This window comes from Variovorax dokdonensis (assembly GCF_030316895.1).
Lineage (GTDB): Bacteria > Pseudomonadota > Gammaproteobacteria > Burkholderiales > Burkholderiaceae_C > Variovorax > Variovorax dokdonensis.
Genome location: NZ_JASZYV010000001.1, coordinates 1,209,954 through 1,224,501 on the forward strand (window position 1 = coordinate 1,209,954; position 14,548 = coordinate 1,224,501).

Sequence of the window (14,548 nt, forward strand, 5' to 3'; positions counted from 1 at the left end):
GCATTTCGTGGACAAGCGGCGCATACTGCGCGCAGACCCGCGCCTGCTCGCACCCCTCGGCGAAGCAGCGGGCGGCAGCGAATAGGAGACAAGCCTTGCTGCGTACCGACATCGCGAATCCGGCCTATTTCCACAAGGTCGTCGATTGCCAGTGGGCTTGTCCCGCCCACACCCCCGTTCCCGAGTACATCCGACTGATCGCCCAGCGCCGATATGGCGATGCCTACATGGTCAACTGGGTATCGAACGTCTTCCCCGGCATCCTGGGGCGAACGTGCGACCGGCCCTGCGAACCGGCCTGCCGGCGAGGTCGGGTGGAAGAGAGCAACCTGAAGCACCCCGAGCCCGTGGCCATCTGCCGCCTCAAGCGCGTGGCTGCCGACATGAAGGAAGACGTGCATGCGCGCATGCCGCGCCCGGCCCCAAGCAATGGACGGCGGGTCGCTTGCATCGGTGCGGGGCCGGCTTCGCTCACCGTGGCCCGCGACCTGGCGCCGCTGGGCTACGCGGTGACGGTGTTCGACGCAGAGGGCCGCGCCGGCGGTTTCATCCGCACGCAGATTCCCCGCTTCCGTCTGCCCGAATCGGTCATCGACGAAGAGGTGGGCTATGTGCTCGATCTGGGCGTCGAGTTTCGCGGCAACGAGCGCGTCGAATCGATGAAGGCGCTCTTGGCACAGGACTGGGACGCCGTCTTCGTCGGCTGCGGTGCGCCTCGTGGGCGCGACCTGCAACTGCCAGGGCGCCACGAAGCCGCGGCGAACATCCACATCGGCATCGACTGGCTGGCCTCGGTCTCGTTCGGCCACGTGACGCAGATCGGGCGGCGCGTGATCGTCCTGGGTGGCGGCAACACTGCCATGGACTGCTGCCGTTCCGCCCGGCGGCTGGGCGGCGCCGATGTGAAGGTGATCGTGCGCAGCGGCTTCGACGAGATGAAGGCGTCGCCGTGGGAGAAGGAAGACGCCGAGCGCGAAGGCATTCCGATCATCAACTTCCATGTGCCCAAGGCTTTCGTGCACGAAGGGGACAAGCTGGTCGGCATGCGCTTCGAGGTCGTGCGCGCCGAATACGACGCCCGGGGCCGTCGCACGCTGGTGCCGACCGGCGAGCCCGAGGTCTTCTTCGAATGCGACGATGTGCTGGTGGCCGTGGGGCAGGAGAACGCCTTTCCCTGGATCGAGCGCGACTGCGGCATCGACTTCGACGAATGGGGGCTGCCGGTATTGGACAAGGCCACCTTCCAGTCGAGCGTGCCGCATGTGTTCTTCGGCGGCGATGCGGCTTTCGGGCCCAAGAACATCATCACCGCCGTGGCGCATGGGCACGAGGCGGCCGTGTCGATCGACCGACTGCTCGAAGGCGAGCCGCTGGCCGAGCGTCCACCACCGATGACCAACCTCATCTCGCAGAAGATGGGCATCCACGAGTGGAGCTACGACAACGACACTTCCGCCGACATGCGCTTCCAGGTGCCGTGGGCGCAGGCCGAGCGGGCGTTGGCCAGCATCAAGGTCGAGGTCGAACTGGGCTTCGACGCCGCCACCGCGTTCCAGGAAGCGGGGCGCTGCCTGAACTGCGATGTGCAGACCGTGTTCCAAGAGAAGGCTTGCATCGAGTGCGACGCCTGCGTCGACATCTGCCCCATGGACTGCATCAGCTTCACCGAGAACGGCGACGAGGCGGACCTGCGAACGCGCCTGAAGGCGCCAGCGCTCAACCTCGCGCAAAGCCTCTACGTGTCGGGCGGCCTGAAGACGGGCCGCGTGATGGTCAAGGACGAGGACGTCTGCCTGCACTGCGGCCTGTGCGCCGAACGCTGCCCGACCGGTGCGTGGGACATGCAGAAGTTCTTGCTCAAGACGGCGCAGGCTGGCGCATCGCGCACGGCCGCAACCGAGGAGGCGGCGGCATGAGCACACCGTATCTGCAGGCCGTCAACGACTTCGTCATCAAGTTCGCCAACGTCAATGGCTCGGGCTCGGCGTCGGCCAACGAGCTGTTCGCGAAGGCCATCCTGCGCATGGGCGTGCCGGTGAGCCCGCGCAACATCTTCCCCAGCAACATCCAGGGCTTGCCCACCTGGTACGAGGTGCGCGTGAGCGAGGCCGGCCACCTGGGCCGGCGCGGCGGCACCGACATGATGGTCGCGATGAATCCGCAGACCTGGGACGCCGACGTGGCCGAACTGGCCAGCGGCGGCTACCTTTTCTACGACAGCACGCGGCCGCTGCCGGCATCGAAGTTCCGCGACGACATCTGCGTGATCGGCATGCCGCTCACCGAGATCTGCAACGCCGTCTACCAGGACCCGCGCCAGCGTCAGCTGTTCAAGAACATTGTCTACGTGGGCGCGCTGGCCGTGCTGCTGGGCATCGAACCGGCCGTGGTCGAGACGCTGTTCTCGGAGCAGTACAAGGGCAAGGAAAAGCTGCTCGATTCCAACGTGCGCGCCCTGCACCTGGGCTGCGACTTCGCGCGCGAGCATCTGGGCGACCGGGTGGGCCTCAAGGTGCGGCGTGCCGATGCGGTGGGCGGGCGCATCTTCGTCGATGGCAACAGCGCGGCCGCGCTGGGCTGCGTGTATGGCGGCGCCACGGTGGCGGCGTGGTATCCGATCACGCCCTCGTCGTCGGTGGCCGAGGCCTTCCAGCGCTACTGCAGCAAGTTCCGCGTCGACGCGGCCACCGGCCAGCATCGCTTTGCGATCGTGCAGGCCGAGGACGAACTGGCTTCCATCGGCATGGTGGTGGGTGCGGGCTGGAACGGCGCCAGGGCGTTCACCGCGACATCGGGGCCGGGCATCTCGCTGATGTCGGAATTCATCGGCCTGGCCTACTTCGCGGAGATCCCGGTCACCATCATCGATGTGCAGCGCGGCGGGCCCTCTACCGGCATGCCCACGCGCACGCAGCAGTCCGACATCCTCGCCTGCGCCCATGCTTCGCACGGCGACACCAAGCATGTGCTGCTCTTTCCGCAGGACCCGCAGGAGTGCTTCGAGCATGCGGCCGCTGCGCTAGATCTGGCAGACCGGCTGCAGACGCCCATCTTCGTCATGACCGACCTCGACATCGGTATGAACCAGCGCCTGTGCGAGCCCTTCGAATGGGACGACGCGCGCCGCTACGACCGCGGCAAGGTCATGAGCGCGCAGGAGCTGGAGGCCGGCCGCGACTTCGGGCGCTACAAGGACGTGGATGGCGATGGCATTCCCTGGCGCACGTTGCCCGGCACGCACCCCACGCGCGGAAGCTACTTCACGCGAGGCACCACGCGCGATGCCTATGCCCGCTATTCGGAGCGCGGACCTGACTACATCTACAACATGGAGCGGCTGCTGCGCAAGTTCGCCACGGCAGCGACCCTGGTGCCGCAGCCCGTGCAGCAGCCAGCCTCGAAGCCGACGCGGCTGGGCGTGATCTACTTCGGCTCCACCACGCCGGCCATGCACGAGGCGCTGGAGGCGCTGCAGGCCGCCGATGTGCATCTCGATGCGATGCGCCTGCGCGCCTATCCTTTTCCCGAAAGCGTGTCGCGCTTCCTTGCGGAGCATGACCAGGTGTTCGTCGTCGAGCAGAACCGCGATGGGCAGATGCGCAGCCTGCTGATCGACGAGCTTGAGGTCGACCCCGCCCGTGTGGTTGCCGTGCTGCACTACGACGGCACGCCCATCACGGCGCGCTTCATCGTCGATGCCATCGGGCGGCGGGTGAAAGGCGAGGCGTGGCTGCCTGCGCAAGCAGCGCCTGCGCCCGCCGAAGCGCCGGCCAACACCAGCGCGGCCATGCAGGCCACGGCCAAGTAAGCAAGGAACGCACGCGATGACCTACCTGGCCAAGCCCCGCCTGCACCATCCGACGCTGGCAACCAACAAGGTCGGCTACACCCGGCGCGACTACGAAGGAAAGATCTCCACCCTGTGCGCCGGCTGCGGGCACGATTCCATCTCGGCTTCGATCATCGAGGCCTGCTGGGAGCTCGACATCGAGCCGCACCGGGTGGCCAAGCTCTCGGGCATCGGCTGCAGCAGCAAGACGCCCGACTACTTCCTGGGCGCCTCGCACGGCTTCAACACCGTGCACGGACGCATGCCCAGCGTGCTGACCGGCGCCAACCTTGCCAACCGGGACCTCCTCTATCTCGGTGTCTCGGGCGATGGCGATTCGGCATCCATCGGCCTGGGCCAGTTCGCGCACGCCATGCGGCGCGGCGTTCGCATGGCCTACATCGTGGAGAACAACGGCGTGTACGGCCTGACCAAGGGGCAGTTTTCGGCCACTGCCGACCAAGGCAGCAAGAGCAAGAAAGGCGTGGTCAACACCGACAGCGCCATCGACCTGGTGGGCATGGCGCTTCAGCTGGGCGCCACTTACGTGGGGCGCGGCTTCTCGGGCAACAAGGCGCAGCTGGTCCCGCTGATCAAGGGGGCGATCAGTCATGGTGGTGCCGCGTTCATCGACGTCATCAGTCCTTGCGTGGCCTTCAACAACCACCCCGGGAGCACCAAGAGCTACGACTACGTGCGCGAACACAACGAGGCCGTGAGCCGCATCGACTTCATCTCGGGCCGGGAAGAGATCACCGCCGACATCGCGCCCGGCGAGGTGATGGACGTCCGTCAGCACGACGGCACCTTGCTGCGCCTGCGCAGCCTGCATGCCAACTACGACCCGTCCGATCGATACGCCGCGATGGCGTACATGCAGAAGCACCAGGCGTTGGGCGAGATCGTCACCGGGCTGCTCTACGTCGATCCGCTGGCGACCGACCTGCACACCGCGCTCAACACAGTCGAGCAGGCGCTCAACGGGCTCGACGTGGCCGAGTTGTGCCCGGGTGCCGCGTCGCTGGAAAAGCTCAACAACTCCTTACGTTGAGACGCCTTGCGCGCTGGCCGCGCAGGCCTCAGCATGTGCAGTCCAGCAGGAGGGAATCCCATGGCCGAACGCACCGTGTTCCAGTCCATCTCGCGCAAGCACGTTCTCTGCCTGGGCCAGCACGCCAGCGTGCGCGAGGCGGCCGGCGTGATGACGCGCGCCAACTGCGGCAGCGTGTTGATCATGGAACCGCCCGACCTTCTGCTCGGCATCCTGACCGAGCGCGACCTCATGACGCGCGTGCTGGCGCGCGCGCTCGATCCCGAGCGGACCACGGTTCGCGAAGTCATGACGCCCAATCCCATCTGCGTGCCGCCAGAGATGCCGGTGTCTGACGCCGTGTGCCTCATGCTGGAGCGCGGCTTCCGGCATCTGCCGCTGATGACCGCGAGTGGCCGCATCCTCGGTGTGTTCTCGGTGCGCGACGCGCTGCCGCGCGAACTGGGTGTGGCCTGGAGCCAGGCGCAATTCAACGAGCAGGTGAACGACGTTCTGGGCTGAGGCCCGGCCTCGAACCTGCCGCTTCGGCGGGCCGAACCTGATCAGCGCGCAACGCAGTTGCGCTCATGCGTGCGGCGTCGTCCGCAGTGCTGCCTTCACTGTTCCCTTGCGCCCCAAGCGGGCGAGAGTCACCTGCGTCCAGGTGCTGCTCGTCGGGCGTCGCTCGCAAGAAAGCGAAATTTCCCACAGCTAACGCAGAAACAGCGGGTAAGGAAAGCTGAGTTGTTCGGCTTCAATCCCCGGCGGTTTCGCACAAGCCTGTGAGAAGTTTCTTGCGCTGCGAGACACAAGGGAGAACAAGTGAACAAGATTCATCGAATCGTCTGGTGCGCTGCACGTGATGCCTGGGTTGCGGCTTCCGAGTTCAGCAAGGGCCGAAGCAAGGGTGCCAGCCGTTCCATCGCCAGGGCATTGCTCGGCGCAGCGGCGCTGTGTTTGGCGAGCGGTGGCTCGGGCCTCGCGCGAGCCGGCGTTGCTTGCGGCGATGGCTCCTCGCCTGTAGCGGGCGTGTGTCCGGTCGGATTCAACCCGCTCGATCACGACGACATGGCCGGTGCCACCATCGCGGATGGGGCAGGCCAGTCGGTGATATTGCGAGGCAGCGCCAGCGATATCGCGCTGGGCAATACCGGCCTTGTCTACCCGACGTTTGCCGAGCTTGTGCCAGCCTTGAACGAGCGCGAGAAGTTGAGCCTGGGTGCACAGGTCCTGGGGGTGAAGACGCCCGACCCCATCACTGGCGGCAGCCTGACCGTGGCGACCTACGACAGCGCTCGCTTTTCCGTATCCAACTGGGGCACCGCCAGGGCGGATCAATACAACAACGTCGGAAACGGGCAGTACGTCGGCGCGAACATGCTGTCGGTGCACAACGGCGCCAGCGGTGTGGTCGACATCGGTGACAAGACCCGGGCGCCAGCGGCTGCCGGCAACGCAATCTCCATGGCCGCCAAGAGCACGAGCATCGCCATCGCGCGGGGCGATGGCAGCAGCGTCGACTGGGCCTCGCGCAACCTGATCATCTTCGTGGCCGGCTATGCGCCCAGCGGTGCGACGAGCGCCAACCTGAACGTCACCGTGCCCGTCTATGCCGGGACCTTCAGGGGCTTCGATGGGCGCAGCTATACCGTCACCAACGTGAAGGAACTGGCCGCCTACAACGACGTGCTGGTGGCAGCGCTGCGCGCGGGCAAGTTGAAATCCCAGGCCGCCTATGACGCGGCTTTCAATCAGGCGGTGAGCCAGCGGCAGGAGAGCCACGCGTACAGCGTGTCGTTCAGCGCAGACGACGAAATCACAGTGCCGAGGGGGTTCAGCCATTCCATTCTTGTCGACGGCGCGGGTGCGCGGGGCAGGATTCTTGCGGGGGCGCAGATCGACCAGCGATCCGCGACCGTCGGCGTCTTCAACGGCGGGCGCTTCGAGGTGGAACGGGGCGGCTCGATGTCGTCGTCGGGAAGCCTCGGCCTGCGACTGGCCTCGGGCGGCACCGCCTTCAACAACGGGGTCATGTCGGGTGGCTACTACGCGGAGAACGGCTGGGACACCACGCGGGACGGCAACTACAACGGAAAGTACACCGAAGCCAGGCTCGTCCTGGCGACGGACCCCGGCACCACGTTCACCAACAACGGCATCATGAACGTGGCCGGATGGAACCTGAGCACCACGCCGGGTGAGCAGTACGCGGTGAAGCTGTCGGCCAAGGCCGCGGCCGTCAACAACGGCATCATCAACGTGGATGTGGCCAACACGGCCAGCTATGGCACGACTTACGGCGCCATCGCCAACGGCGATGCGATCTTTACCAACAGTCCGACCGGGGTGATCTACATGGGCCGGGCAGCGCAGTACAACGCCGCGTCGCCCGAGGCGGTCGTCGACACCACCAATGCCGACAACGGCGGCAGCGATGTCGGCATTCGCGTGACCGAGACGGCGCGGGCGGTGAACGAGGGAAGGATCGTCGTCGGCACGCTCACCCAGAACGCAAAGGCCTTCCTGGTCGCCAACGCGACCAGAGCCACCGCCATCAATTCCGGGACCATCGAAGTGAACGGCCGTGCGCCCGGAGATCCTCTGGAAAACATTGCGATGCACGCGATCAACAGCGGATCGAGCGTCGTGCTCAATCGCGGCACGATCAACCTCAATGGCGTCAATGGCGTGGGCATCAAGGTCGAAAGCTCGGGCGGTAGCAGTGCGTTGGCGCAGACCTCCGGCTCGATCAACGTTGCCGGCGGCCTCGACCCGGGCAGCGGCTTGCGCAGCTATGGAGTCTGGGCCGATGGCAGTGGATCGCGGGTGGATGTGTCGGGCGCCGTCAACCTCGATGGCGACGGCGCGATCGGCGTGCATGCGCGACAGGGTGGGACAGTGGCCATCGCGACGGGCGGCAGTGTCCGGTTCAATGACGGAATGGGGCAGATCGGCTACTTCGTCCATGGCCCAGGCTCCAGCATCAGGGGAAACGGCACCACTTCGTTCGAAGTGAGTACGGACGAGTCGACGCTTTTCCGGCTTGAAGCCGGGGCAGACTACCGCGCGGCCGCTGGCTCGGGCGGGACGTTGCTGGCATCGGGCGAACGGGCAACGGCGGTGGTCATGACGGGCGCCACGGGCAGTGACGTGTCGGCATACAACTCGGGAGCGCTCAACGCACGCCTGACCGGCCGAAACGCCACCGCTGTTCGCATCGAAGGCGGCGCACAAGGCAAGATCTCCACCGCGGCGATGGTCAATCTGGATGCCGTCGGCACCGTGGCGGGCGTGGTGGACGGGCAGAAGTACGGTATCGATGGCGCGGCGGTCGGCGATCCTGTCGCTGGCGTGCTGTCCGACGCCAGCCTGGAGGCGGGTGCGGCGGGGTTCGGCTCCGGCACGCTGCTGGTCAGCGGTGCGGCCCTGAGTTCGGCGCTCGACGAAGTGACGGGATACATCGCGCGCAATGGCGCTGAACTGGCGAACACCGGCAGCATCGCTTTCCTGGGCCGGGACACCACGGGCATCCGGGTCGAAGCAGGTGCACGAGCCACCAACTTCGGAAGCATCACGGTCAACGACGGCGGCACGGGCATCGATGCACAGGACGCGAGCGGTACCCTGCCTACTTTGGTCAGGACCTCTGGCGACATGTTCTTGCAGGGTGGCTCGCCGGAGCGGCAAACGGTGGGCATTCGCGCCAGTGGCACGCAGACCGTGGTCCGAATGACGGGCGGAACGATGACGCTCCAAGGCGATGGTGCCGCCGGCGTGCAGGCCGCCGATGGTGCGACGGTCCACGTCGAATCCGGCAGCACCTTGGCCGTCGAAGGCAACGACGCACGTGGCCTGCAGGTGACGGGCGGCGCGCAAGCCACCGTGGCCGCCGGTGCGAAGATCGAACTGGCTGGCGTCGGCGCCACGGCTGGCATCGTCGACGGGAAGCGCTACGGACTCGACGGCAGCGAGCAGGCCACAGGCACTGGCTCGACCCTGACCAACGCCACGGCCGTGAGCGCCTCTCATGCGGGCGCCACCGGCTTCGTCACTCAGAACCAGGGCAGCCTGGTCAACACCGGCAGCGTCGTCCTCGCGGGCGCGAACTCGCAGGCCGTGCGCGTGCAGTCCGGGCAACTGAACAATGCCGGCAACCTCACCGCCAACGGCACTGCGGTGTACGTCGAAGGCGCGGACTCGTCGGTCACCAACAGCGCCACCATCCTGGCCATCGACGGTAAGGCCGCGGTCGAACTGGGCAGCGGCGCCAGCCTCGATCTTGTCGGCGCCGGCCTGGGCACGCTCGAAGCTCGCGGCAGTGCCCACGGCGTGCTCGTCAGCGCAGGCGCAGTCGGCCTGACGGTGCAAGGCGCACACATCGTCGTCAATGCGCCGGGCGCCACCGGCCACGGCATCGAGAATGCGGCCGAGATCGGCAACCTGCAGTTGAACGAGATCACGATCGACGTGGCCGACGGCATCGGGCTTCGCACTGGTGCCAGCATCAACAACAACAACAGCGGCACGATCCGCGTGGCGGGCAGCGGAACCGGCATCGCCTTGCAGAACGCCGACGGCAGCCAAGCGGCCAATGCGTTGGACCTGTCGGCCTCCGAGGCGCTGAACATCAAGGTCAGCGGCGCGGGCGGCCAGGGCCTGGTGGCCAATACCACGGGCAAGGTCGACTCCGCCGTCAGCGTCGACGTCGGCCACGCCGCCGGCGGCTCCGCCCTGGTGTTGCGCCAGGGAGTCACCGAGGCGATCAACCGCGGCTCGCTCACCTCCATCAGCGCCCTGGCGCCCACGGTCGATGCGGGCGCGGCCCGCCGCTTCACGAACGCACGGGGCGGCCTCATCGCCGCCAGTGCGATCGGCGATGCGCTGGCCCTGAGCGACGAGGACTCCGAATTCGTCAACCAGGGCCGCATCACCGGCGTCGTGGCGCTGGGCGCAGGCGCCAACTCTGCGCTGCTGGACAACGGGTCGACGTTGTCGGGCACCCTGAATGGCGGCAGCGGCGACGACCTGGTGACGGTCAGGGGCAATGCGAGCTTCGACGCTGTAGACGGCGTCTCGGGTACCGACCAGCTTGTCTTCGACGGCGCGCGCTACACCTACGACGACGCAGGCGCCATCGCACACTTCGACACCGTGCGGTTGTCGAACGGTGCCGTCGTCACCATCAAGCAGGCCCTGCTGGCCGCCGACGACGGCCGCGACGGCAGCGCCATCGTCATCGACGGCGGCAGCACGCTGGCTGTGGCGGCAACAGTCGGCGCCTTTACGCTGAACAACCCGCTGCAAGGCGCAGGCACTGTCACCACCAGCAGTGGCGGGCAGTCTTTCGACTTCGGCGTGGCCAATGCAGGCACGACCGGCGCGGATTTCACCGGAACGCTGTCGCTGGGGGACACCACCTTTGCGCTGAAAGAGCAGAACACGGGCGCGCTGCGCAACGCTACGCTGCGGGCCGGCGAGGGCAGTGTGAGCACGGTGGGCGAGGGCGAGCAGCGCATCGGGGGCTTGGACATCGACGGCGGCACCCTGCGCTTTGCGGCGAACCTTCCCGACCAGATTGGCGCCAGCACCACCATCGCCGCCCGCACTCTGGATGCCAGCCACGCGGGCGTCGTGCAGGTCAGCGTACCCGCCGGCTACGACCTGAGCCCCAAGGACACGCCCGATCGCGTCAACCTCTTGAAGCAGGACGACGCCAACATCGGCACCCGGCTGGTGAGCGCGACTCGCGTCACCGGCCATGGCGGCGGTCTGGCGCTGCAGGATCAGCAGGGCAACGCGATCGCTTCCGCCCGTCTGCTTGATATTGCCCAGGGCGGCGAGACCGTGGCCAGGGGCTCCTACGACCATCGCCTGAGCACCGCGCCGGGCGACGGGCTGTACGTCAACTGGGGCCTCACGCAGTTGGACTTGCAGCAAGGCCGCAGCCTGAGCCTGAGCCAGGACAGCGGCGCCACTGGTGCGGGTGCGGACATGTCGGCCAGGGTGACAGGGCTGGGCAGCCTGGTGGTCGATGCCGGCGCGGGCACCGTGTCACTGTCCAACCCGGGCAACGACTACAGCGGCCAGACCATGGTGGCCACCGGCACGCTGCGCCTGGAGGCGGACAACGCCCTGGGCAAGACCAACCGGCTCGACATCGCCAACGCCGCAATCGCCGATCTGAACGGCAAGACGCAGACCATCGGTGCCTTCAATGGCGAGACGAACTCGACGCTTGACATCAACGGCGGCGCGCTCGGTATTGCCAACGGCGGCATCTCCGCCGGCGCCTTGAAGGGCAAGGGGCGGTTGAACGTCGCCGGGGGCGTGCTGGACGTGCAAGGCGCCAATCGGGCGCTGGCCGCGAACACGACCATCGCCACAGGTGCGGAGGTTCGGATCAACGATGTGGCCGGGCTGGGCAGCGGAGCGATCGACCACCAGGGCGTGCTGACGGTGGATGGAGCCCAAGGCGAACTGGTCAATGCGGTGAGCGGCGCGGGCGATCTGGTCAAACGCGGCGGCGGCACACTGAGCGTGGGCGATTCAGTGCGCCACAGCGGTACGTCGCGCATCGAAGCGGGCGAGCTGATGGTGGGCGATGCGGCGCACCCGGCACGCTGGCTCGGCGCGGCCAATGCGGGCGAGGTGACGGTGGCCGAGGGCGCTGTGCTCACAGGCAGCGGCACGGTCAGCGGGCATGTGACCAACGAGGGCACCATCCGTGCGTTGAATGCGCTGCCTTCGCAGCAGGCGCAAAGTCCCCTGGCTGCCGTGGCCGTCAAGGGCACGCCAACGTTCAAGGCCGCAGCGTCCGCAGCCCAGGCTGTCGCTCCGGTGCTGCCCAACTCCACGCTGACCTTGTCGCAAGGCCTGGTCAACCGCGGCCTGGTGCAACTTGCCGGCCCCTCGCAGAGCGCGCCAGGCAACGTCCTGCATGTCAAGGGCAACTACGTGGGCGAAGGCGCTCGGCTGCTCATTCGCACCGTGCTGGCCGACGATGCATCACCGACCGACAAGCTGGTGATCGAGGGAGGACGGGCCTCGGGCAGCACGGCGGTGATCGTGCAGAGCGCAGGTGGCCCTGGCGCGCCGACGATGCAGGGCATCCGCGTGGTGGAAACATTGAACGGCGGCACGACCGCGAGCGATGCTTTCCATCTGGATGCGTCTTCCACGGGGTATCGGAAAGGCACGGGCACGCTCGCGGCCGGCGCCTATGACTACAACCTCTTGCGTGGCGGCAATGGCGGGCAGGCCGAGGATTGGTACCTCACTTCGGATACGGAAAGCCCGGGCAACGCAACGACACCGGACATGCCGGAAGACACGGGTGCAGCCGCCACCCATGTGGCGACAGATCCAGGCATCGCCGCGCCGTCCGCGCCGAGCTACCGTCCCGAAGTCGGCGCCTACCTGGCCAACCGTGCCGCTGCCCGGCAGATGGCGATGCACACCTTGCGTGATCGCCAGGGCCAGGCGCCCGGCGTGGATCGGGACGGTCAACTGCCCGGAAAGGGCGCCGCCAGCGATGCCAATGGCTCACTGCGGGTCGAAGGCACTAACAGCCAGCGCTATGGCGTCGATCCGATGAGCACGGTCGATGGCAGTTCGTACCTTCTGCACGGCGGCGCCGATCTGATCCGCCTGGGCGACGGCGGCGAGGGCAGCATCCGCATCGGCGCGATGGGCATGCTCGGCCAGATGAGCAGCGCCTATCGGAACCGCCGCGGCATCGCCCAAGGCCAGGTCGATGGCTACAACCTGGGCGCCTACGGCACCTGGTACGGCAGGCAGGACATCCTCTCCGGTCCCTACGTGGACGCCTGGGTCATGGGCGGGCAGTACCGCAGCACCGTGCAGGGCCAGGGCTTGGCACGGGAGTCCTACAACGCCACGGGCGTGACCGCTTCGCTGGAAGCAGGCTATGCCTTCAAGCTGCTGGACGACGACAGGCACCAGATGTACGTGGAGCCGCAGGCACAGGTGATCGTGTCGACGTACCGCGCCAGCGATCACGCCGAAGCCACGGGCACGGTGATTTCGGGCATGGACAGTAGCGCGGTCACCACGCGCCTGGGCGTGCGGGTGCACGGCAACACCCAGGATGATGTCGGCATTCGGCAGCTTCGCCCGTTCGCGGAGTTGAACTGGTGGCACGACGGTGCCGATACGACGATGCGCTTCAACGGCGATGTGGTTCGCGACGCGTTGCCGTCGAACCGCATCGAGGTCAAGGTGGGCCTGCAGGTCAACCTGAGCAAGCAGGTCAGCGCATGGGGCGCCTTGGGGGGCGAAGTTGGCAGCCACGGCTACCGCTCGGGCAGGATCCAGGCAGGAGCGAAGTACAGCTGGTGATCGATCCGCTCAATCGCTCGTGGGTGCGAGGCAGGCCGGATACAGGCCGGTCTCGCGCGCCACGTCCAGCAACGCAGCGCGTTCGCTCGCGGGTTGCTGCGCCAGATCCGCCCACGCCAGGACCTTGGAAGCGAGTCGGTGCGCAGGTTCCTGCATATCGGCACCCCCGAGGCGAACGGCGGTGCCCAGCGCACGCAGCAGCGCTTCGGAGACCCGCAGCGAGCTGGCGCCGTACTGTGCAATCGGCTCAGCCAAGTCGCGCAAGAAGCCTTCGTGGCTCATCGCGGGCGCGCTCACATCCGGCCAGGCGATCGACGTGACCCCGGCTTCGCGTTGGATGCGGCGCCAGTGCGACACGATCCTGACGCCCGAAGCCAGCACGTCCAGCGCGGTGCCTGGGTCGTTCACTGCCGGCGACAGCGCGCGCGCGGCAATCTCGCCGAGCACCACCATGCCGTAGCGCGGGTCGTCGTCGAAGGTGCGGGACGCGCCTGCCATGACGGCGTCCTGCACGGCGGTGCGTGCAGCATCGTCCAGCGGCGCCTGGGTGCTGGCAATGACCATGGTGGGCTCCACGAACTGGCCCGGCAGCACATGCAGGTGCAGGGTCGAGCCCAGCTTGCCCGCCTGAGCCTGCAGCGCGTCCATCGCCACGTACTGGATGAATCCGGTGCCGCCGGCATGCACCTCGTGCGGGCCGCGCAGACCTGGTGCCTGCGGCGTGGCGCCCAGGTTGGGCAGGTGCTGTTCGATCGCGCCGATGGTCGCGCGTTCGACGCGGCGGATCGTCTCGCTCATGCGGCCCAGGCTGGAGAGGTAGTCGATCCAGCGCAGCAGCACGACCACCACGAACACCAGCAGCACGATGGTGAAGCCGAAGAGCACCAGACGCCCGCCATCGCCATAGACCTGCGCGTTGAGTCCGACCAGCGCGATCAGGCTGTAGAGAAAGGCGCCGATGAAGGTGGCCAGCGTGTTCTGGATGGTGCTGTCTTCGATCAGCAATGGCGCGGCGCGCGGCGTGGCGCTGCTGCCAACGGCGCTGAACGCCGAGACCATGGTGGTTGCCGAGAAGATCGCCACCGTCAGCATGCTGGAAGCCAGGATCTGCAAGACGCTTTCTGTGGCGTCAGAACCCAGTCGCTTCGCCAGGTCGGACGGAATCCACGGGCCGATCACGATGGCCATTGCCACGGCCAGCACGGCGAATGCCGAGAACAGCGTGCAACGGACCCACGTCTTGCGGGCCAACCGAAGAAGCAGGAAACGGATCTTGAGGTTCATCGCTGGTGCTGGCGGGCCGGGCCATCGTAGCAGCGCACCAGCGGCGG

The 14,548-nt window shown here is 67.2% G+C and carries 6 protein-coding genes; 5 read left to right on the forward strand and 1 reads right to left on the reverse strand.

Translation table 11 applies throughout. The features are described from left to right. The first annotated feature begins 95 nt into the window (after positions 1–95). From QTH91_RS05625 to QTH91_RS05645, 5 genes are all read left to right on the forward strand, one after another. Entirely contained in the window at positions 96–1,916 is a 1,821-nt protein-coding gene (locus QTH91_RS05625) for an FAD-dependent oxidoreductase (protein ID WP_286659020.1), read from the forward strand. After that, positions 1,913–3,808 carry a 2-oxoacid:acceptor oxidoreductase subunit alpha gene (locus tag QTH91_RS05630; RefSeq protein ID WP_286659021.1) on the forward strand — a complete coding sequence of 632 codons (1,896 nt, stop codon included), beginning with the start codon at positions 1,913–1,915 and terminating at the stop codon, positions 3,806–3,808. Before QTH91_RS05625 ends, QTH91_RS05630 begins: the two co-directional genes overlap by 4 nt. 16 nt (positions 3,809–3,824) lie before the next feature. After that, the gene (locus QTH91_RS05635) at positions 3,825–4,880 is read left to right on the forward strand and encodes a 2-oxoacid:ferredoxin oxidoreductase subunit beta (RefSeq protein WP_286659022.1); all 1,056 of its coding nucleotides are present in this window, start codon (positions 3,825–3,827) and stop codon (positions 4,878–4,880) included. A 60-nt stretch (positions 4,881–4,940) separates the two neighbouring features. Next, positions 4,941–5,381: a CBS domain-containing protein gene (locus QTH91_RS05640; protein ID WP_286659023.1), complete on the forward strand. Its 441-nt coding sequence runs from the start codon at positions 4,941–4,943 to the stop codon at positions 5,379–5,381. A 300-nt stretch (positions 5,382–5,681) separates the two neighbouring features. After that, positions 5,682–13,217, forward strand: coding sequence for an autotransporter outer membrane beta-barrel domain-containing protein (locus tag QTH91_RS05645; protein WP_286659024.1), 7,536 nt, complete (start codon positions 5,682–5,684; stop codon positions 13,215–13,217). A 9-nt stretch (positions 13,218–13,226) separates the two neighbouring features. On the opposite strand, the gene QTH91_RS05650 is transcribed toward QTH91_RS05645, so the two are convergent. Further along, positions 13,227–14,501 carry a DUF2254 domain-containing protein gene (locus QTH91_RS05650; protein WP_286659025.1) on the reverse strand — a complete coding sequence of 425 codons (1,275 nt, stop codon included), beginning with the start codon at positions 14,499–14,501 and terminating at the stop codon, positions 13,227–13,229. Positions 14,502–14,548: the final 47 nt, after the last annotated feature.

Excerpts from the sequence above, each read along its gene's own strand:
- QTH91_RS05640 (WP_286659023.1), top strand. The coding sequence starts at position 4,941 with ATGGCCGAACGCACCGTGTTCCAGTCCATCTCGCGCAAGCACGTTCTC.
- QTH91_RS05650 (WP_286659025.1), bottom strand. The coding sequence starts at position 14,501 with ATGAACCTCAAGATCCGTTTCCTGCTTCTTCGGTTGGCCCGCAAGACG.
- QTH91_RS05635 (WP_286659022.1), top strand. The coding sequence starts at position 3,825 with ATGACCTACCTGGCCAAGCCCCGCCTGCACCATCCGACGCTGGCAACC.
- QTH91_RS05630 (WP_286659021.1), top strand. The coding sequence starts at position 1,913 with ATGAGCACACCGTATCTGCAGGCCGTCAACGACTTCGTCATCAAGTTC.